Source organism: Nocardiopsis sp. LDBS1602 (assembly GCF_035818715.1).
Taxonomy (GTDB): Bacteria; Actinomycetota; Actinomycetes; order Streptosporangiales; family Streptosporangiaceae; genus Nocardiopsis; species Nocardiopsis alba.
Window position 1 is genome coordinate 1 of record NZ_JAYLVW010000001.1, and the last position, 17,825, is coordinate 17,825.

Sequence of the window (17,825 nt, forward strand, 5' to 3'; positions counted from 1 at the left end):
GGCGTTGATCCTGGTCTCCCACGACCTGGCCGTGGTGGCCGGTTCCGTGGACGAGGTCGTCGTCATGCGCCACGGCCAGGCCGTCGAACGCGGCGACGTGCGCCGAGTCCTCTCCCACCCCGAGCACCCCTACACGCAGGCGCTGCTGGACGCGGTCCCGCGCGTGGAGGTCTCCCGGGCCCAGCGCCGCGCCCAGGACCGCGCCGACCGTGCCCGTAAGGCCCGTGAGGAGAAGGGAGAGGCCACGGCGGCGACGGAGGCGCGTGCGGGTTCGGAGGAGGGGTTCGACGCGTTCACGCCGCCCTCGCGGAGCCGTGACGAGGAACCCCTGCTGCGGGTGCGCGACGTCTCGCAGAGTTTCAAGGTCCGGGGTGGTCTGTGGGGTCGTTCGACGGACTTCTGGGCGGTCAAGGGGGTCAGTTTCGATCTGTACAAGGGTGAGACCCTGGGCGTGGTCGGCGAGTCCGGGTCGGGCAAGAGCACGCTCTCGCGCATGATCATGCGGCTGCTGGAGCCCACCGAGGGCACCGTGGAGTTCGAGGGCCAGGACATCACCCACCTGTCCGACCGCCGCATGCGTCCTCTGCGCAACGAGGTGCAGATGGTGTTCCAGAACCCCTACTCCTCGCTCAACCCGCGTCTGACCATCGGCCAGAGCATCGGCACCGCCCTGAAGGTCCAGGGCGAGCGCGATGGCAGGCGCAACCGGGTCCGGGTCCAGGAACTGTTGGAGCGGGTCGGGCTCGAACCCGATCACTACAACCGGTTCCCGCACGCGTTCTCGGGTGGTCAGCGGCAGCGGATCGCGATCGCCCGGGCGTTGATCCTCAAGCCGAAGCTGATCATCTGCGACGAGCCGGTCTCGGCGCTGGACGTGTCCACGCAGGACCAGGTGCTGCGGCTGCTGTCGGAGTTGCAGGACGACTTCGGTCTGACCTACATCTTCGTGGCCCACGACCTGGCGGTGGTGCGCCAGGTCAGCGACCGGGTCGCGGTGATGCGCAAGGGCGAGGTCGTCGAGATGGGCGACAGCGACGGCATCTACGAGAACCCGCGGAGCGACTACACCCGTCGACTCCTCACCGCGGCCCCGGTCCTGGACCCGGACGAGGCCCGCCGCCTGCGCGCGGAACGGGCCCGGGCCGGGACCGAGGGCTGAAGGGGGACGTCAGGAGGTCGCCCCGCGAAGGAGCGCGCGCAGCCCGAAACGGAAACGGGACAGGGCCTCGTCCTCGCTCGGGGCGTCCTCACGGCCCGCGTGACGCACCTGATGTCCCACGGACCCCAGGCAATATCCCAAGAGCGCGTCCCGGGTCGCGGCCACGTCCCCTCCGGTCAGGCCCGCGTCGAGAAGGGCGCCGTCCAGGAGGGCGACGGTCCTGCGTTCGGCGAGGGTGCGCGGGGCGCGGTGCATGAGCAGGGACAGCGCGCCCGAATAGGTCAGCAGTCGGGCGCGGTACCCCTCGGCCCACAGGGTGATCCTCTGTTCCCAGGGGAGTTCCTCGATCCTCTCGACGTCCTCCTCCGAGGTGCCCGCGGCCGGGAGCTCCTCGTCCTCGGGGCCCTCGTCCTCGGAGAGGCCGTTGACCACGCGCGCGGTGGTGACATAGGCGGCGATGGCGTTGAAGAGCTGCTCCTTCCCCTTCGGGAAGTGGTGGTAGACGGCCATGGCCTCCACCTCCAGGGCGTCGCCCAGCCGCCGCATGGACAGGCCGCCCAGCCCACGCCCTTCGATGATGTGCAGGGCCTCCACGATGATGCGTTCACGGTTGAGTCCCGCGTTGTTCCTGCTTCGCATGGGTCCTTCCAAGGGGAGGGGCTGGATCTACTAAGTAAGGTGACAGTTCCACGCGGAGAACACCACCATCGACCCGCCCCACCAAGGCTCGGATCTCCCTAAGGTGTCGATCTCGGCGGAGGGAGGAAAGTGATCCCCGTCATGTCTAGAGTGGCCCCACACGGCTGATGTGACGACCGAAGGAGAACGCGATGGGAGTCGCCAAGGAGACCAGGGCCCGGGCCGAGGAGAGGCTCGCGCACGACCGGGAGGCGGCCGACCGTCTTCCCGGGCTCCTCGCGGAGGTGGCGGCCGCCGAGGACGCCCTGGACGCCGCCCGGGACGGAGGCGCCCCGGCGGAGGAACTCCACGAACTCGGGGTGGCTCTGGACACGCTGCTCACCGAGGCCATGCGCGCCGCCTACGCCCACGAGCGGGTCCTGGTCGGCCCGAAGGGCTACATGGACCGGATCCAGCGCCGTAAGCGCCTGGCCCACCCCCGGGTCAAGCAGGCGACCGGTGTCGCCGAGCGTCTGCTGACCGCGCGGGAGACCCACCGCCTGCACGGCATCCAGGGAGTGCCCCGTCCCGTGGCCTGATCACCGGTGACACGAGCCCCACGACCCGCGGTCGTGGGGCTCGTCCGTCGTGGACACGCCCTAGGGGCGAACGGCGGACGATAGGTTGGTGAGGCGTCCGGATCGATTCCGGAGCGTAGACAGGCGAGCCACGTAGGGAGCGAAGAAGGGCATGGCGGAGTTCATCCGCATCGATCCAACGTCGAAGGTACCGCCCTACGAACAGATCAGGGCTCTGGTCGCGATCGCGGCGGCCAACGGCGAGCTGCCGGTCGGCTACCGGCTGCCGACCGTCCGGGCCCTGGCGGGCCGGCTCTCGGTGGCGGTGAACACCGTCGCCCGCGCCTACCGTGAGCTCGAACAGGCCGGGGTGGTGGAGACCCGAGGGCGCTCGGGGACCTTCATCGCCGCGGCGGGCGACGACCAACGCGCCGAGGCCCTGGCCTCGGCCAGAGAGTACGCCGAGGTCATCAACCGGGTGGGGTTGGACCACGAGGAGGCCGTCGAGATCCTGCGGGCCGCGCTGGAGGGATGACCCCGCCGGCCACGGGCCCCTTCCGCGGACGGACCCCCGGACGCGGGAGGGGCCTCGTCGGTTCCCTCCCACGTCGAAGTCGGCCTCAAGTGGCCGGCTGTGACTCCGGTGATCCGAGAGGTCGATCCGTCCCGTTATGGTCGGAGGGCCGTCTCCTCGGCGGCTTCGAACGACAACCCCAAGGAGGCTCCGATGAGCAGGAGATCCGGCGGAGGACGTTCGTCGGGCGGACGTTCCGGCGGAGGACGATCGGGTGGCGGGCGATCGGGTGGCGGCGCCTCCCGGAAGGGTGGAGGTTTCTCCTCGCGCGGTGGTGGGCGTGGTGGTTCCTCCCGGTCGGGCGGCTTCTCCTCCGGGGGCGGCGCGTCCCGCCCCGGTGGCGGTTTCAACTCGCGGAGCGGACGCCCCGCGCGGTCCTCCGGAAGGTCGAGGGGGACGGGGCGCTCGTACGTTCCCCCGTCCTCGTCGGGACGCCGGAACCGTTACCACCACCAGGAACACCGGCATCACTACCACGACGGTCCCCGCTTCTCCCCGCGCACCGGGGGAGTGGGCGCGGTCCTGGGCTGTGTCTTCGTCGCGGCGATCGTCGTCATCGCGGGAGTGTTCGGGCTCTTCGCCCTCTTCCTCCTCTGATCCCCCGTCCCCATCTTTCTTCCCCTTCCCCTCTCCGGCCCCAGGGCCGTCCCCCTGTAGAACCACGAGAAGGAACGAGCTTCACCCGTGTCCCACCCTCGAACCCCCGCCCGTGCCCTCGCCCTCACCGCGGGCGCGCTGGCGCTTCCCCTGCTGCTGACCGCCTGTTCCGGGAACAAGGCCGAGATCGAGGCGGCCTGCGCCGACATCCAGAGCAACATCAGCGCCGTCGACATGGCGGCCTCCAGCATCGAGCAGGACCTGCTGGTGGACGGCGTGCCCTACCAGGACCAGCACGCCGAGGAACTGGAGGCCCACCTGGCGGACGTGGAACGTCTGGAGGAGGCGGCCAGGGGGAGTCTGGAGGCCGACGCCGCCGAGCGCGCGGACGCCGTCTACGCGATCCTCGACGAGCTGGACCAAGGCGACGAGGCCGGTCTGGCCGACGCCCTGACCTGGACCGCCGACACCCACGACACGATCCTGGCGGCCTGCGGCTTCTGAGGACGACGAGAAGGCGGGGCGGGACCGACATCGGTCCCGCCCCGCCTTCTCGCGTGTGGCCGGGGGAGGGGCTCTCAGCGACGCAGCCCCGTGATCGAGACCAGGTAGAAGACGATCAGCCCCAGCCAGGTGACGAACACGCCGCCCACCCCGATCATCGCGGCGGACATGGCGGTCAGGGGGATGCTGACGCCCAGGCACACCAGTGACAGGACCATCCGCACGTTGTTGGAGGGCAGCCCTCGACGGCCCCGATCCTCGCCCATACGGCGTTCCACATGGTGTCGGACGCGCTCGTCGATGGAATCGTCGACACGTTCGACGAGGGAGGCGGCGATCGCGTCGTCGTACTCGGGGCCCAGCTCACGGCCCGCGCGCAGGGCGGCGGCGATCTCGTCCCTGTTGGTACCGGGATCTTTGGTCATCGGACCATCATTCCACCGGAATCCGGGCAAGGGGGAGGCCTTCGGCGGAACCCGGGGGAAGATCGGGGGGAACCCCGATACGGGAGGGCGCACGAGGGCGCTCCGAAGACGACGGAGCCGCCCTCCCGAGGGAGAGCGGCTCCGAACGCGTCGTACTCTTCTAGCTGGCGAAGTCCAGCAGCTGCTGGGCCCGGCTCGGGTGACGCAGCTTGGACAGCGACTGCTTCTCCAGCTGCCGGATCCGCTCGCGGGTCAGCCCCAGGTGCTTGCCGATCTCGTCCAGGGTGCGCGGACGCCCGTCCATCAGTCCGAACCGCAGCGACATGATGGTCGCCTCGCGCGGCTCCAGGTCGGACAGCGCGTTACGGAGCTGGTCCGCCATGAGCTGACGGTCGACCACCTCGGAGGCCTCCGAGGCGTCCACGTCCTCGATCAGGTCGCCGATACGGGTCTCGCCGTCCTCGCCGATCGTCGAGTCGAGGCTGATGGGCTGACGGGTGACCCGCAGCAGCTCCTCGATCTGGGCCGGGGTCTTGTCCAGCTCCAGCGCCAGCTCCTCCGGCGTGGGCTCACGGCCCAGCGCCTGGTGCATGTCGCGCTCCAGCCTGCTCACCTTGCTGAGCAGCTCCAGCACGTGCACGGGGAGACGGATGGTGCGCGCGGAGTCGGCGAACCCTCGCTGGATGGCCTGACGGATCCACCACATGGCGTATGTGGAGAACTTGAAGCCCTTGGTGTAGTCGAACTTCTCGACCGCGCGGATCAGCCCCAGGTTGCCCTCCTGGACCACGTCCAGCAGGGACATCCCCCGGTCGCTGTACTTCTTGGCCACGGACACGACCAGGCGGAGGTTGGCCTCCAGCATGTGGGACTTGGCCTTGCGACCGTCCTCGGCCACCCACTCGAGCTCCTCGCGCTCGACGTCGGCCATGGGGACGGACTCGTCGATCTCGCCGTGCAGACCCAGGCGGTACTCGGCGTAGAGTCCGGCCTCCACACGCTTGGCCAGGTCGACCTCCTGCTCGGCGGTGAGCAGCTGGCGACGTCCGATCGCCTTGAGGTAGGTGTGGACCGAGTCGCCCATGGCGGGTGACTGGTCGTCGAGGTCGGCCTCACCGGTCTCCGGGTCGGTGGTGGCCTGGGTGGTCTCGGTCTTTTTGGTGCGGCGCGTGGAGCGGGCCTTCCTCCGTGGGGAGGCGGTTTTCTTGCGCGTCGCGACCTTGCCGGATGCGGCCTTGGGTGCCTCGTCGGTGTCGGGCACCGTCGCGATGAGAGTGTTTTCCAGCACGTCGTCCTCGGCGTCAGGGTCGGCCACCTTCGCGGAATCCTCGCCCCCGTCGGCGAGTCGGACCCCGTTCTCGGTGAGTTCACGCAGGATGGAGCGGCCGTCACTGGAGGTGACTCCGGCCGCGGTGAGAGCGGTACGTAGTTCGGGGAGGGACAGATGTCCCTGAGCACGTCCCTGGGCGAGCAGGTCGGACAGGGCCGCGTGGGCCTCGGGGGCCGGGTTCTGAGCGGTTCCGTCGTCGGCCTCGACCGTTCGGCCGGAGGCCGCCAGGGTAGTGCTCGTCATCGGGGCACCTCCCTCCCTTCCAAGACGTGTGGCACGTGGCGGAGGGTCACCGCCGGCTGGACGCGCCAATATGTCCAACGTGTCGGCGAGTCAAATGTTCCCTGTCTCGATTGGATATCGGAGAGGGTGGCATAGATCACTGCTCCGTGAGTGGCGGTGAGCGGGGTCGTGCGGGTAGAGGAGACGACTCCGCGCCGGTGTTCCGAACGTTCGACCCGAGGCCGCCCGGGCGTTCGAGAGGCCGCGCGTACGTGGACGGGTGGAACCATGACTGTCGCCAACTGCGGACCTCCTCTGGGCGGGGGCCGAAGGAACCGGGTACTCGGGTAGACGTCAGGGAGCTTTGGGAAGTTCCCCGCCTTTTCGGACCGGTCCGGGAGCGACCGTGGTCGAAAGGAGGCCGGGGGCGTGTTCGGCCCCCGGACGGTCCCGTGTCGGCGGGTGTTCGCGCCATCGGGAACGACACCCGCCGCGGCCAGGGTCCCATGGGTTCGGTCCACACCGGTAACCCCGCTTCGTCCGGGCCGTTATCGAGAGCCCGGGAGAGGGGGACGGCAGGCCCTTCCCCGAGGACGAACACGAGGTGGTGGAGGGACGGACCTCTCAGGAGGAGGCGCGAAGAGAGAGCAGATCCGGTTTTCCGGAGGCGAGCATCGGAAGCTCCGGACGCAGGTCCAACTCCCGCGGCGCCGCGTAGGAGGGCAGGTGCGCGCGCACCATGTCCCGCAGCTCGGTCAACACCGGCGGGTCGGCGGGGTCCACGGGGACCACGACGGCGCTGACCCGCTCGCCCCACTCCGGGTCGGGGCGACCCACGACCACGACCTCGGCCACCTTCGGATGCCCCGACAGGATCTCGGAGACCGGCCCCGGCACGACCTTGTGGCCGCCGGTGTTGATCACCTCGTCCATCCGGCCCAGGATCCGCAGCCGCCCCTCCTCGTCGAGCCGCCCCAGGTCGTTGGTGCGCAGAAGACGCGGACCGGAGGAACCGTCGCTCAGAGCGCCGGGATCCGGGGCCACGCCCGGAGGCAGGCGGTAGTCGGTGAGCAGGGTGGGGCCGCCGATCAGGACACGGCCGGGCTCACCGGGTGTCTCGGAGTCGACCTGGATCCGTACACCGTCCAAGGGGACGCCGTCGTAGACGCAACCACCACAGGTCTCGCTCATGCCGTAGGTGGTGAACACACGCCCGCCCGCCGAACGGGCCCGCTCCAACAGCTCCGGTTCGGCCGCCGCTCCGCCCAGCAGGATCGCCCCGAGACCGGACAGGTCGACACCGGCGGACAGAAGCCTGCGCAACTGGGTGGGGACCAGGGAGACATGGGTGGGGGAGGCCTCGACGAGGCCGGGGAAGGTGTCGGTGTCGAAACGCGCGTGCACCGCCTCCGTCCCCCCGACCAGGGCCCGGACCATGACCTGGATCCCGGAGATGTGACCGGCCGGAAGGACGCACAACCAGGTGTCCCCGTCCTTCGCGCCGATCCGGTCCAGGGAGGCGCGCGCCGAGGCGGTGAGGGCCCCGGCCGACAGCTCCACCCCCTTGGGCGTGCCGGTGGACCCGGAGGTGGTGACGACCAGCGCGGCGTCGTCGCCCACGGGAAGGGCGTCGGCGAGCGGGACCACACCGTCCGGAGTGCGCAGGGAGGAGGGACGCATCGCCTCCAGGAGCCCTCGGACCCGGGCGTCGGGGGTGCCGTCGGGGATCGGCAGCAGAGCCGGCCCCGTGCCCTCCAGGGCCTCGGCGAGCAGGCGGTTCAGAGCCTTCGGGGACATACCGCGTACCGCCTGAAGGGGACGCGCTCCTTCGAGGGAGGAAGAGGAAGGGGACCGGTGTTCACTCGCTGCTGCTGCCACGGTGCCCCAGGGTACGCCCGGTGGAAGGATGACGGATCCGCCGCGTGACGACGCGTCGCGCGTGACCGAGACCCTTCGGGTCGGGCCGCGCGACGTCCGAGGGTCGGGCGCGTGCCGTTGGTCCCGGCCCGCCTGGCAGAATGCGTAGGGTCGACACTTGGACGCGGAGGTCTTCGGGCCGTTTCGTGTCCGGGTCGTCCCCTGAAGTCCGCGTGAGGAGAAGTAGTAGCCGTGAGCAGCGTGATCGACTGGCAGCGGTCGGGCGAGTATTCCGACATCATCTACGAGACCGCGGAGGGCATCGCCAAGATCACGATCAATCGCCCTGAGCGGCACAACGCCTTCCGGCCGCAGACCCTGTTCGAACTCCAGCAGGCGTTCAACATCGCGCGCGATGACTCCGAGGTCGGTGTGATCATCTTCACCGGCGCCGGTGACCAGGCGTTCTGCTCCGGTGGCGACCAGAAGATCCGTGGCGACGACGGCTACATCGGCGACGACGCCGTGGCCCGTCAGGGCATCGGCCGCCTCAACGTCCTCGACCTCCAGGTGCAGATCCGTCGCCTGCCCAAGCCCGTGATCTGCATGGTCGCCGGCTGGTCCATCGGCGGCGGCAACGTCCTCCAGGTCTGCTGCGACCTGACGATCGCGGCCGACAACGCCAAGTTCGGCCAGACCGGCCCCAAGGTCGGCTCCTTCGACGGCGGCTACGGCTCCTGGCTGCTGGCCGAGACCGTCGGCCTGAAGAAGGCCCGCGAGATCTGGTACCTGTGCCGCCAGTACAGCGCTCAGGAGGCGCTGGACATGGGCATGATCAACACCGTGGTGCCCCTGGCCGACCTGGAGAAGGAGACCGTCCAGTGGGCGCGTGAGCTCCTGGAGAAGTCGCCGCTGGCGCTGCGCATGCTCAAGGGCGCGATCAACTCCGTCAGCGACGGGGCCGCCGGCATGCAGCAGTTCGCCGGTGACGCCACCATGCTCTACTACATGAGCGAGGAGGCCCAGGAGGGGCGGGACGCCTTCAAGGAGAAGCGTCGTCCGGAGTTCGACAAGTTCCCGCGTCGCCCGTGACCGCCGAGGAACGCCTCGACCCGGAGCGGGGGTCCGCCGAGGGGCGGGCCTTCGCGATCGGCCTGCGCAACCGCTTCCGCGGCATCACCGTGCGCGAGGGGCTGCTGGTGCGCGGTCCCGCCGGGTGGGGCGAGTTCTCGCCCTTCGCCGAGTACGGTCCGCGCGAGTCCTCCCGCTGGTGGGCCGCCTGTCTTGAGGCGGCCCACCAGGGGTGGCCGGAACCGCTGCGCGAGCGGATCCCGGTCAACGTCACCGTGCCCGCCGTCGGCCCCGAACGGGCCACCGAGATCGTGGCCTCCGGGGGATGCGCCACGGCCAAGGTCAAGGTCGCCGAGAAGGGCCGGGACTGGCGTGAGGACGTCGACCGGGTCGAGGCCGTGCGTGCCGTGATCGGTCCCGAGGGTCGGATCCGGGTCGACGCCAACGGCGCCTGGGACGTGGACACCGCGGTGCGGATGATCCGCGAACTCGACCGGTTCGACCTGGAGTACGTCGAGCAGCCCTCCGCGACCCTGGAGGAACTGGGCGAGGTCCGCCGACGCGTGGACGTCCCGGTGGCCGCCGACGAGTCGATCCGGCGCGCCGAGGATCCGCTGAGGGTGCGCGCGGCCGAGGCCGCCGACGTCGTCGTGCTCAAGGTGCAGCCTCTGGGCGGCGTACGCGCCGCCCTCCGGGTGGCCGAGGCCTGCGGACTCCCGGTCGTGGTCTCCAGCGCCGTGGAGAGCTCCGTGGGCCTGGCGGCGGGCGTGGCCCTGGCCGCCGCGCTGCCGGAGCTCCCCTACGCCTGCGGGCTCGCGACCATGCAGATGCTGACCGCCGACGTGGCGGCGGAACCGCTGACCCCGGTCGACGGATATCTGCCGGTCCGACGGGTCGAGGTCGACGAGCGTTCCCTGGAGGCGGTCGAGATCGACGCCGCCCCCTGGCTCGCGCGCGCCGCGGCCGCGGCGGAGGCCGCGAACGCCTGAGACGGCGCTCGGGGCGGCCCGCCCGAACCGTGACGACGATCATGGCCCGTGGCGGGATGAGACGGGATGGGCAAGAGATCACAACCCCGTTCGGTCGCCGATGACGACCGAACGGGGTTCACTGGAGGGGGGCTTCGGTGTCTCGCGCGCGTTCTGGAGCGCGGCCGCCGGAGCGAGGAGGCGTCGTGCGATGCGGTGGGGCCGCACGGCGATACTTGGTGAACACCGTGACGAACGAAAGACTCTGGATGAATCCGTCTACCGCCCTGGCGCGGGTCCTCGTCGACGAACTGGCCCGCTGCGGGCTGGCCGAGGCCGTCATCGCGCCCGGGTCGCGCTCGACCCCCCTGGCGCTGGCCTTGGTCGCACACCCCGGGATCCGGGTCCATGTGCGGGTGGACGAGCGATCCGCCTCCTTCCTCGCCCTGGGCATGGCCCGGGTCTCCCGCCGCCCGGTGGCGATCGTGTGCACCTCCGGCACCGCCGCCGCCAATTTCCATCCGGCCGTGATGGAGGCCGACGAGAGCGGGGTGCCCCTGCTGGTCCTGACCGCGGACCGGCCCCCGGAACTGCGCCGTACCGGCGCCAATCAGACCGTCGACCAGATCGGTCTCTACGGCGGGGCCGTGCGCATGTTCGCCGAGGTCGGCACCCCCGACCCCGCTCCGGGGATGGTCGCCTACTGGCGCTCCCTGGTCTGCCGCGCCTGGGGTTCGGCGCTGGGCGGGCGCCCCGGACCGGTCCATCTCAACGTGGCCTTCCGCGACCCCCTCACCCCCGACCAGTCCTCCGGCGACGGCCCCGAATGGACGGCGCCCCTGGACGGGCGGTCCGACGGCGGCCCGTGGATCGGACGCCCCGGACCCCGTTCCGAACCCGCCCCCTACCGTCTTCCCCTCGTGGAGCGCGGGGTCATCGTCTGCGGTGACGGCGACTACGACCCGGCGCCCTTCCTCGCCCTGTCCGAGCTGACCGGATGGCCCCTGCTGGCCGAGCCCACCTCCAACGCGCGACGCGGGGGAGCGATCTCCACCTACCGGCAGCTTCTGGCCGCGCCGGGCTTCGCCGAGGAGCACGTCCCCGAGCTCGTGGTGAGCGTGGGCCGCCCTAACCTCTCCCGGCAGATCCTGGCCTTCCTGCGCGGCGCCGAACGCCACGTGGTGGTCACGGCCGGTTCCGTCGGCGACCCCGATGCGAGCCTGGCCAACGCCTTCTCCGACCCCGCCCGCACCGCCACCGACGTGGTGTCCGCGGTGGCCCCGCCCACGGAGGCGGACTGGGAGAACCCGGTCCGCACCGACTGGTCGCGCTCCTGGGAGCGCGCCGAGGCCGCGGCGCGCCGGGCCGTGGACGGGGTGCTCGACTCCGAGGACGGGCTCTCCGAACCGCGACTGGCGCGGGACCTGGCCGCTCAACTGCCGACCGGTTCCCTGCTGTTCGCCGGGTCGAGCATGCCCATCCGAGACCTGGACGCCACCATGCGGGCCCGCTGCGGCGTGCGTCTGGTGGGCAACCGGGGTGTGAGCGGGATCGACGGGACCGTCTCCACGGCGATCGGCGCGGCCATGGCCCACCGGAGCGAGAGCGAGGGCCGCGCCTACGCCCTGCTCGGCGACCTGGCGATGCTGCACGACCAGAACGGGCTGATCATCGGCCCGGGCGAGCCCCGACCCGATCTGGCGATCGTGGTGGTCAACAACGACGGCGGCGGGATCTTCTCCGGTCTGGAACAGGCCGGCCACCCGGACTTCGAACGCGTCTTCGGCACCCCGCACGGGGTGTCGATGGAGCGGGTCGCCGCCGTGGCCGATCTGCCCTACACCCGGGTGGAATGGGCCACCGATCTGCCCAAGGCCCTCCTGGGCGAGGGCCTGCGGATCGTCGAGGTGCGCACGACCAGGTCGGGCAGCGCCTCGTGGCGCAGGCGCCTCCAGGACGCCGTCGACGAGGCCGTCGCCTCCCTCGCCTGAGGCTCTCCCGCGGGGCCGTCCCCACGGCCCCGCGCCCCGAGTGGCCGGGCCGCGGCTCTTCCATCGCTTCCGTCCTTCGGCCGCGGAGGGGGGTGACATCATCGGATTCGTGCTCGAAGTCCGTTCCCCACCCCCTCAGGAGAAGCGCGATGACGGCAGGTACGGCACCGGAGGAGACCCCCGACACCGGTGCGTCGCGGCGTGGGATCGTCGCGTTGGTGGTCTGGCTCCTCGTCTCCTCGGTCGGCGCGGTCGGTCTGCTCGCGGTACAACCGCTGATCGGCCTCGACATGGAGGTGCTGTCGCCGGTGATGTTCGCTCCGGCGATCGGGGCCCTGGCCGCGTGGGTCTTCGTTCGGGGCGGTGTACCGAGGTTCGGGACGGCCGTGTCGGGCGGGCCGTTCGCCATCGCGGTCCTCCTGTCCCTCGCGGCCTCCGCGATCTACTTCCTCTGGGTCTCCCTCGTGCGTGGAGCCGCTCCCGAGATCCCCGGCGCGGTCGCCGGAGTCCCCGTCGCGTTGATGATCCTCGCGCAGGCGCTCGGCGCCCTGGGGGAGGAGATCGGCTTCCGAGGGTTGCTGCTGCACGGCCTGAACCGTTGGACCACGTGGCCGATCTCGGCCGTCGTCACCGGTCTCCTGTTCGGTTTCTGGCACGTGCAGTACTACGGGCTCCCTCCGTTGGAGTTCCTCGTGTTCGTGCTCGGCGCCGTGGCGTTGACCCTGACCATGGCGGCCGTGATGGTCGGATCGTTCTGGCAGCGCATGACGATCTGCACGATCATCCACACCGGCGCGAACCTGGCGTTGGCCTTCACCGGAGGGGATCACGTGGCGTTGACGACGTTCGGCGGCGCGATGGTGGTCGCCGCGGTGGTGATCGTCCCCACGGCCCTCCTCCTGCGCCGGAAGGGCGGGACGGCGGGATGAGCGATGTGCGCGAGGTACGGGACAAGGCGTTGTGCTACGTGGTGCGCGACGGACGGCTGCTGGTGTTCCGGCACGTGGACGCCTCCCCCGAGGAGGTGGGGCTCCAGGTTCCGGCGGGGAGCGTGCGTCCCGGAGAGACACCCGAGGCCGCAGCGCTGCGCGAGGGACGGGAGGAGACCGGGCTGACCGGGCTACGCGTCGTACGCCCGCTCGGGGTGGTCGAGTACGACATCACCCCCTATCGATTCGAGGTCCAGCGGCGTCACGTCTTCCACATGGAGGTGGACGGCCCGGTCCCCGAGCGGTGGACCTCGTTCGAGGAGCACGACGGGGTGGGGGAGCCGACACGCTTCGAATGCCTCTGGATCCCCCTGTCCGCCGGGCACGTGTTGCAGTCCGGACAGGGGGCTCTGCTGGGGCGGCTGTACGACCCTCCTCGAGATCGTGACGGACGAGCGCGAGGTCGGTGACGTCTTTCGGGACATCGGTCTCCGGAGGCGTTCGGGGCCCTACGGCGCGGGGGCTCCGACCCTCTCCTCGAAAACACCCGGCCTCACCTGGGCGAGGCTTGTGGAAGTGCGCGGTGGGGTAGGCGAGGATCACCAAGAGGTCCGACGGTACGTGTTCGTGTGACCGCTCAGCGTGCGATCACCACAGTCGTGCGCGGGAGTTGAGGGTGAGTTCACCCCGGTTTCACCCGAGCGTGTGGAATCTCGGCCAAGGTCGAGATCGACCGGCAGGACCCCACTGCCCGCACTACTCCGTGCCCCCCGAGCGGAGCCCCGCAGCCCCCTCGGGAAGGTGCGGAGCAGACACGATTCCCGAGGAGAACGCGTGCCCGAATCCGCGCCCCGTCGTCGGATGCTGCCCTTGATCGGCGGCGTCGGCGGTGGTCGATCCGCGAAGACCTGCCTGTACCGCTGCGGCAACGCCTGCTTCCACCCCGAGCCGAACAAGAGTGACAACGCCTACTTCGGCGACATCTTCCAGGGGGTGCTCTCCCGCCGTAGCGCCCTCAAGGGCGCCCTGGTCGGCGGTGGTGCCGGAGCCCTGGGGTTGGCGGCGCTGAGCCCGGCGGCGGCGGACAGAGGTCCCGGACGCCCCCACCCCTCACCTCGCCCCACCTTCAAGAACGTCCTGCCCAACAACCGGGACGAGGTGAGCGTCCCCGAGGGCTACGACCACCACGTCATCGTCCGTTGGGGCGACCCCGTCCTGCCCGACGCCCCCGAGTTCGACTTCGAGAACCAGACGGCCGAGGCGCAGGCGAAGCAGTTCGGCTACAACTGCGACTACGTCGGCTTCTTCACGCTCGACGACGAGCGCGGCCTGCTGTGGGTCAACCACGAGTACACCAACGAGGAGCTGATGTTCGCCGGATACTCCGGCGGCGCCGAGGCCGACCTCGAATGGATCCGGGTGGCCATGGCCGCCCACGGCGGTTCGATCGTCGAGTTGGAGCGCGTCGACGGCACCGGGCAGTGGAGGCTCGTGACCGAGGGCGAGCGACCCTTCAACCGCCGCATCACCGCCGACACCCCCTTCCGGATCGCCGGCCCGGCGGCAGGCCACGAACTGCTGCGCACCGAGGCCGACCCCGAGGGCGTCCTGGCCCGGGGCACGATCAACAACTGCGCCGGCGGTATGACGCCCTGGGGCACCGTCCTCAGCGGTGAGGAGAACTTCCACCAGTACTTCGTGGGCGCCCCCGACAACGAGGCGACCTCCCGTTACGGGCTGTCCACCGGGTACTCGGGTCGCCGCTGGGATCGGGTCGACGAGCGTTTCGACCTGGCCAGACACCCCAACGAGGTGAACCGCTTCGGCTACATCGTGGAGATCGACCCGCACGACCCGGACTCCACCCCGGTCAAGCGCACGATGCTGGGCCGTTTCAAGCACGAGGGCGCCAACGTCAACCTCACCGAGGACGGCCGGGTGGCCGCCTACATGGGCGATGACGAGCGCTTCGACTACATCTACAAGTTCGTCAGCGACAAGAAGTACGTCGAGGGCTCCCACAAGCACAACATGACGCTGCTGGACACCGGCACGCTCTACGTGGCCCGCCTGGAGGGCAACAGCCCCGCGGAGGAGATCGACGGCACCGGCGCCCTGCCCTCCGACGGCGAGTTCGACGGCACCGGCGAGTGGCTGCCGCTGTGCTCCGACACCGAGAGCTTCGTCGAGGGCTTCTCCGTCGCCGAGGTGCTGATCCACACCCGTCTGGCGGCCGACAAGGTCGGCGCCACCAAGATGGACCGTCCCGAGGACTTCGAGCCGAGCCCGGTCACCGGCAAGGTCTACTGCGCCCTGACCAACAACAGCGCGCGCGAGCCGGGCCAGGCCGACGAGCCGAACCCGCGGGGCCCCAACAAGTACGGCCACATCCTGGAGATCATCGAGGACGGCGCCGACTCGGCGGCCACCACGTTCTCCTGGATCGTCCCGATCGTGTGCGGCGACCCCGAGGACGACAGCACCTACTACGCGGGCTTCGACAAGTCGAAGGTCATGCCGATCTCGGCGCCCGACAACCTGACCTTCGACAAGCACGGCAACCTGTGGATCTCCACCGACGGTCAGCCGGGCAGCCTGGGGATGAACGACTCCCTGCACGTGGTCCCGGTGGAGGGTCGTTTCCGCGGTGAGCTGCGGACCTTCGCGACCGTCCCGGTCGAGGCGGAGACCTGCGGCCCGCTGGTCACGAAGGACCAGAAGACGGTCTTCCTCGCGCCGCAGCACCCGGGCGAGAACGGTACGGCCGAGGAGCCGACCAGCCTCTGGCCCGACGGGGACTTCCCGCGCCCTTCGGTGGTGTGCGCCTGGCACAAGGGCGGCCGCGACGTCGGCACCTGATCCTTCGCCTCGGGATCCGTTCCCGAGCCGAGACCACCGGCCCCGGTCCCTCCGTCGTGGGGGAGGACCGGGGCCGGTTCGTGTCAGAGGTCCCGCCCGAAGCACAGGCAGCCGGGCGCGTCCGCGTAGGAGCCGAAGGCGGGGACGGGAGAGTAGCCCTCCCGGGTGTAGAAGCGCACCGCGTCCGGCTGCCGGTCTCCGGTCTCCAGGAGCAGCCGTCTCCAGCCGAACTCGCGGGCCCGGCCCTCCAGGTCGCGCAGGAGGGCGGGGGCGGCCCCGCTCCCTCGACGCTCCGGCAGCACGAACATCCGTTTGAGCTCACCCGAACCGTCGCCCAGGTCGCGCAGGCCTCCGCAACCCACGGCGGTGCCGTCCTCGTCCCGCACCACCACGAACACGGCGATGTCGGCGGCGGAGGGAGGGGTGCCCGCTTCGGAGTCGGGGGTGCCGTAGCGGACGGCGATCTCCCGACGCTGCCCTTCGCGCAGCGCGGACGCCTCGGGATGGTCCCAGGGGATGCTTTCGACGTTCATGTCCGAATTCTGTCGTGCTCGTGTTTCACGCGTGTGAACCGCGTGCCCGAGCGCGGGTCTCAGGTCTCGGGGTCGGTGAGGGCCTCGCGCATCACCCGGAACTTGGACTCGGTCTCGGCGAGCTCGGAGGCGGGGTCCGAACCGGCCACGATCCCGCAGCCCGCGTACAGACGTGCCCGGGAGCCCTCCACGTGGGCACCGCGCAGGGCGATGCCCCATTCGGCGTTGCCCGCGCCGTCGACCCATCCGACGGGGCCCGCGTAGCCGCCCCGGTCCATGCCCTCGACCTCGGCGATCAATCGCATGGCGGTCTCGGTGGGGGTCCCTCCCACGGCGGCGGTGGGGTGCAGGGCGGCCACCGCCTCCAGGGCTCCGACCCCGGGGGACATACGCGCGTGGGCCCGAGTGGCCAGGTGCTGGACGTTGGCGAGTTTGAGCAGGTGCGGCCAGGCCGGAACGGTGAGCTCCTCGGTGAGGGGCTCCATGGCGGCGCGCAGGGAGTCCACGGCCAGGCCGTGCTCCTCCACGTCCTTGGCGGAGGACATCATCTCCCGCCCCAGACGGTGGTCGTCCTCCTCGTCCACGCCTCGGGGACGGGTCCCGGCCAGGACCAGAGAGGTGAACTCGTCCCCCTCCAGCCGCAGGAGGAGTTCGGGCGTGGCGCCGACCATGCCGGCGACGGAGAAGGTGAAGCAGCCGGGGAAGCGGGTGCGCAGCCGCTCCAGGAGGACGCGTACGTCGATGGGGGAGTGGGCCTCGGCGTGGGCGTCGCGCGCCAGGACGGCCTTGTCGAGTTCGCCGGACCGGATGCGGGCGACGGTCGAGGCGACCGTGTCCATCCACGCGGTGTCGGTCAGGGAGCCGGGTCTCCAGTCGACCGGACCGACGGGGCGGGGCTCGGTGACCGGCCACAGCAGTTCGCGCGGATGGTCCCCGGGGGCGTCGGTGATGGTGGTCAGCCAGGACCGTCCTTCGCGCCGTCCCACGATCACGCGGGGCACGATCAGCGCGGAGCCGCCGGAGGTGGGGGCGAAGGCGAAGGTGCCGAAGGCGACCGGGCCGGTGCCGGGCAGGCCGACCTCGTCCTCCACCTCGGCGTGTTCGAGGAGTTCGGCGAACCGGCGCGCGGCCGTGGTGAAACGGGTGATGTCGGTGGGCGGGGTCCCCTCGGGGGAGGGTTCGGGGTCGAACCGCGCCGCCTCACCCCAGCCGACGATGCCTTCGTCCCCGGTCAGCCAGGCCAGGGGAGCCCCCTCCGGCAACCGCCGGACGAGGCCGTCCGCGCGATCGCGCAGGGGGACGGTGCGGACGAACAGTTTCGGTGGGGTCAACGCGGCGTTCACAGGGATCGAGTCTAGGACGTCGCCATCGTGTCCGGATCACGGCTCCTCGCAGGTGGGGAGGGGCGGGGTGAGAGCCGGGAACGAGGCATCACCGGTGAGGGCACGTGGTCGAGGACTCGTGCCCGGACCGGGGTGTCCCGTTGACCCTCGGTGACATTCCCGTTCCCTCCAAGGTGCGACGTTGTCCACACCTTGGCCGAATCGTGTCTGAAAATTGACATCTTGTCCTAATCTGGTTCGCGGCGTGGCGTCATGGGACGGCGGCGC

The 17,825-nt window shown here is 70.7% G+C and carries 17 protein-coding genes; 11 read left to right on the plus strand and 6 right to left on the minus strand.

What is annotated here, in order from left to right:
* On the plus strand, positions 1–1,159 hold a 1,159-nt coding region (locus U9J66_RS00005; RefSeq protein WP_326336604.1), incomplete at its 5' end, for an ABC transporter ATP-binding protein.
* Positions 1,160–1,168: 9 nt separating this feature from the next.
* On the opposite strand, the gene U9J66_RS00010 is transcribed toward U9J66_RS00005, so the two are convergent.
* Positions 1,169–1,798, minus strand: coding sequence for a TetR/AcrR family transcriptional regulator (locus U9J66_RS00010; RefSeq protein WP_326336605.1), 630 nt, complete (start codon positions 1,796–1,798; stop codon positions 1,169–1,171).
* 191 nt (positions 1,799–1,989) lie between these two features.
* On the opposite strand from U9J66_RS00010, the gene U9J66_RS00015 reads away from it, so the two are divergent.
* The 4 genes from U9J66_RS00015 to U9J66_RS00030 all read left to right on the plus strand — a co-directional run bounded on the left by U9J66_RS00015 (position 1,990) and on the right by U9J66_RS00030 (position 4,030).
* The gene (locus U9J66_RS00015) at positions 1,990–2,376 is read left to right on the plus strand and encodes a hypothetical protein (RefSeq protein WP_014912269.1); all 387 of its coding nucleotides are present in this window, start codon (positions 1,990–1,992) and stop codon (positions 2,374–2,376) included.
* A gap of 151 nt (positions 2,377–2,527) precedes the next feature.
* A complete protein-coding gene (locus U9J66_RS00020) occupies positions 2,528–2,890 on the plus strand; it encodes a GntR family transcriptional regulator (protein ID WP_014913277.1) in 363 nt (120 codons plus the stop codon).
* A 192-nt stretch (positions 2,891–3,082) separates the two neighbouring features.
* Entirely contained in the window at positions 3,083–3,526 is a 444-nt protein-coding gene (locus U9J66_RS00025; RefSeq protein WP_081616091.1) for a hypothetical protein, read from the plus strand.
* 87 nt (positions 3,527–3,613) lie between these two features.
* A complete protein-coding gene (locus U9J66_RS00030) occupies positions 3,614–4,030 on the plus strand; it encodes a hypothetical protein (protein WP_017535165.1) in 417 nt (138 codons plus the stop codon).
* 74 nt (positions 4,031–4,104) lie between these two features.
* Here the strand turns inward: U9J66_RS00030 and U9J66_RS00035 are convergent, their stop codons facing one another.
* The 3 genes from U9J66_RS00035 to U9J66_RS00045 all read right to left on the minus strand — a co-directional run bounded on the left by U9J66_RS00035 (position 4,105) and on the right by U9J66_RS00045 (position 7,885).
* Positions 4,105–4,455, minus strand: a complete 351-nt coding sequence (locus U9J66_RS00035) for a hypothetical protein (protein ID WP_161110007.1) — start codon at positions 4,453–4,455, stop codon at positions 4,105–4,107.
* A 160-nt stretch (positions 4,456–4,615) separates the two neighbouring features.
* Positions 4,616–6,028, minus strand: a complete 1,413-nt coding sequence (locus U9J66_RS00040) for an RNA polymerase sigma factor (protein ID WP_014908454.1) — start codon at positions 6,026–6,028, stop codon at positions 4,616–4,618.
* Positions 6,029–6,631: 603 nt separating this feature from the next.
* Positions 6,632–7,885 carry an AMP-binding protein gene (locus U9J66_RS00045; protein WP_017535167.1) on the minus strand — a complete coding sequence of 418 codons (1,254 nt, stop codon included), beginning with the start codon at positions 7,883–7,885 and terminating at the stop codon, positions 6,632–6,634.
* 231 nt (positions 7,886–8,116) lie between these two features.
* Between U9J66_RS00045 and menB the strand changes: the two genes are divergently transcribed.
* From menB to U9J66_RS00075, 6 genes are all read left to right on the plus strand, one after another.
* Positions 8,117–8,956, plus strand: coding sequence for a 1,4-dihydroxy-2-naphthoyl-CoA synthase (gene menB, locus U9J66_RS00050; RefSeq protein ID WP_017535168.1), 840 nt, complete (start codon positions 8,117–8,119; stop codon positions 8,954–8,956).
* Positions 8,953–9,924, plus strand: a complete 972-nt coding sequence (locus U9J66_RS00055) for an o-succinylbenzoate synthase (RefSeq protein WP_326336606.1) — start codon at positions 8,953–8,955, stop codon at positions 9,922–9,924. The genes menB and U9J66_RS00055 overlap by 4 nt, the downstream gene beginning before the upstream one ends.
* A 248-nt stretch (positions 9,925–10,172) precedes the next feature.
* Positions 10,173–11,894 (plus strand): 2-succinyl-5-enolpyruvyl-6-hydroxy-3-cyclohexene-1-carboxylic-acid synthase, encoded by a 1,722-nt coding sequence (gene menD, locus U9J66_RS00060; protein WP_326336607.1) that lies wholly within the window; start codon positions 10,173–10,175, stop codon positions 11,892–11,894.
* Between the two features lie 149 nt (positions 11,895–12,043).
* Entirely contained in the window at positions 12,044–12,823 is a 780-nt protein-coding gene (locus tag U9J66_RS00065) for a CPBP family intramembrane glutamic endopeptidase (protein WP_237449896.1), read from the plus strand.
* Positions 12,820–13,293 (plus strand): NUDIX hydrolase, encoded by a 474-nt coding sequence (locus U9J66_RS00070; protein ID WP_161110001.1) that lies wholly within the window; start codon positions 12,820–12,822, stop codon positions 13,291–13,293. Before U9J66_RS00065 ends, U9J66_RS00070 begins: the two co-directional genes overlap by 4 nt.
* A 364-nt stretch (positions 13,294–13,657) precedes the next feature.
* Positions 13,658–15,682, plus strand: coding sequence for a PhoX family protein (locus U9J66_RS00075; RefSeq protein WP_326336608.1), 2,025 nt, complete (start codon positions 13,658–13,660; stop codon positions 15,680–15,682).
* Positions 15,683–15,765: 83 nt separating this feature from the next.
* On the opposite strand, the gene U9J66_RS00080 is transcribed toward U9J66_RS00075, so the two are convergent.
* Both U9J66_RS00080 and U9J66_RS00085 read right to left on the minus strand, forming a co-directional pair.
* Positions 15,766–16,215: a GNAT family N-acetyltransferase gene (locus U9J66_RS00080; RefSeq protein WP_161109998.1), complete on the minus strand. Its 450-nt coding sequence runs from the start codon at positions 16,213–16,215 to the stop codon at positions 15,766–15,768.
* A 59-nt stretch (positions 16,216–16,274) separates the two neighbouring features.
* Positions 16,275–17,558, minus strand: coding sequence for an isochorismate synthase (locus tag U9J66_RS00085; RefSeq protein ID WP_326336609.1), 1,284 nt, complete (start codon positions 17,556–17,558; stop codon positions 16,275–16,277).
* Positions 17,559–17,825: the final 267 nt, after the last annotated feature.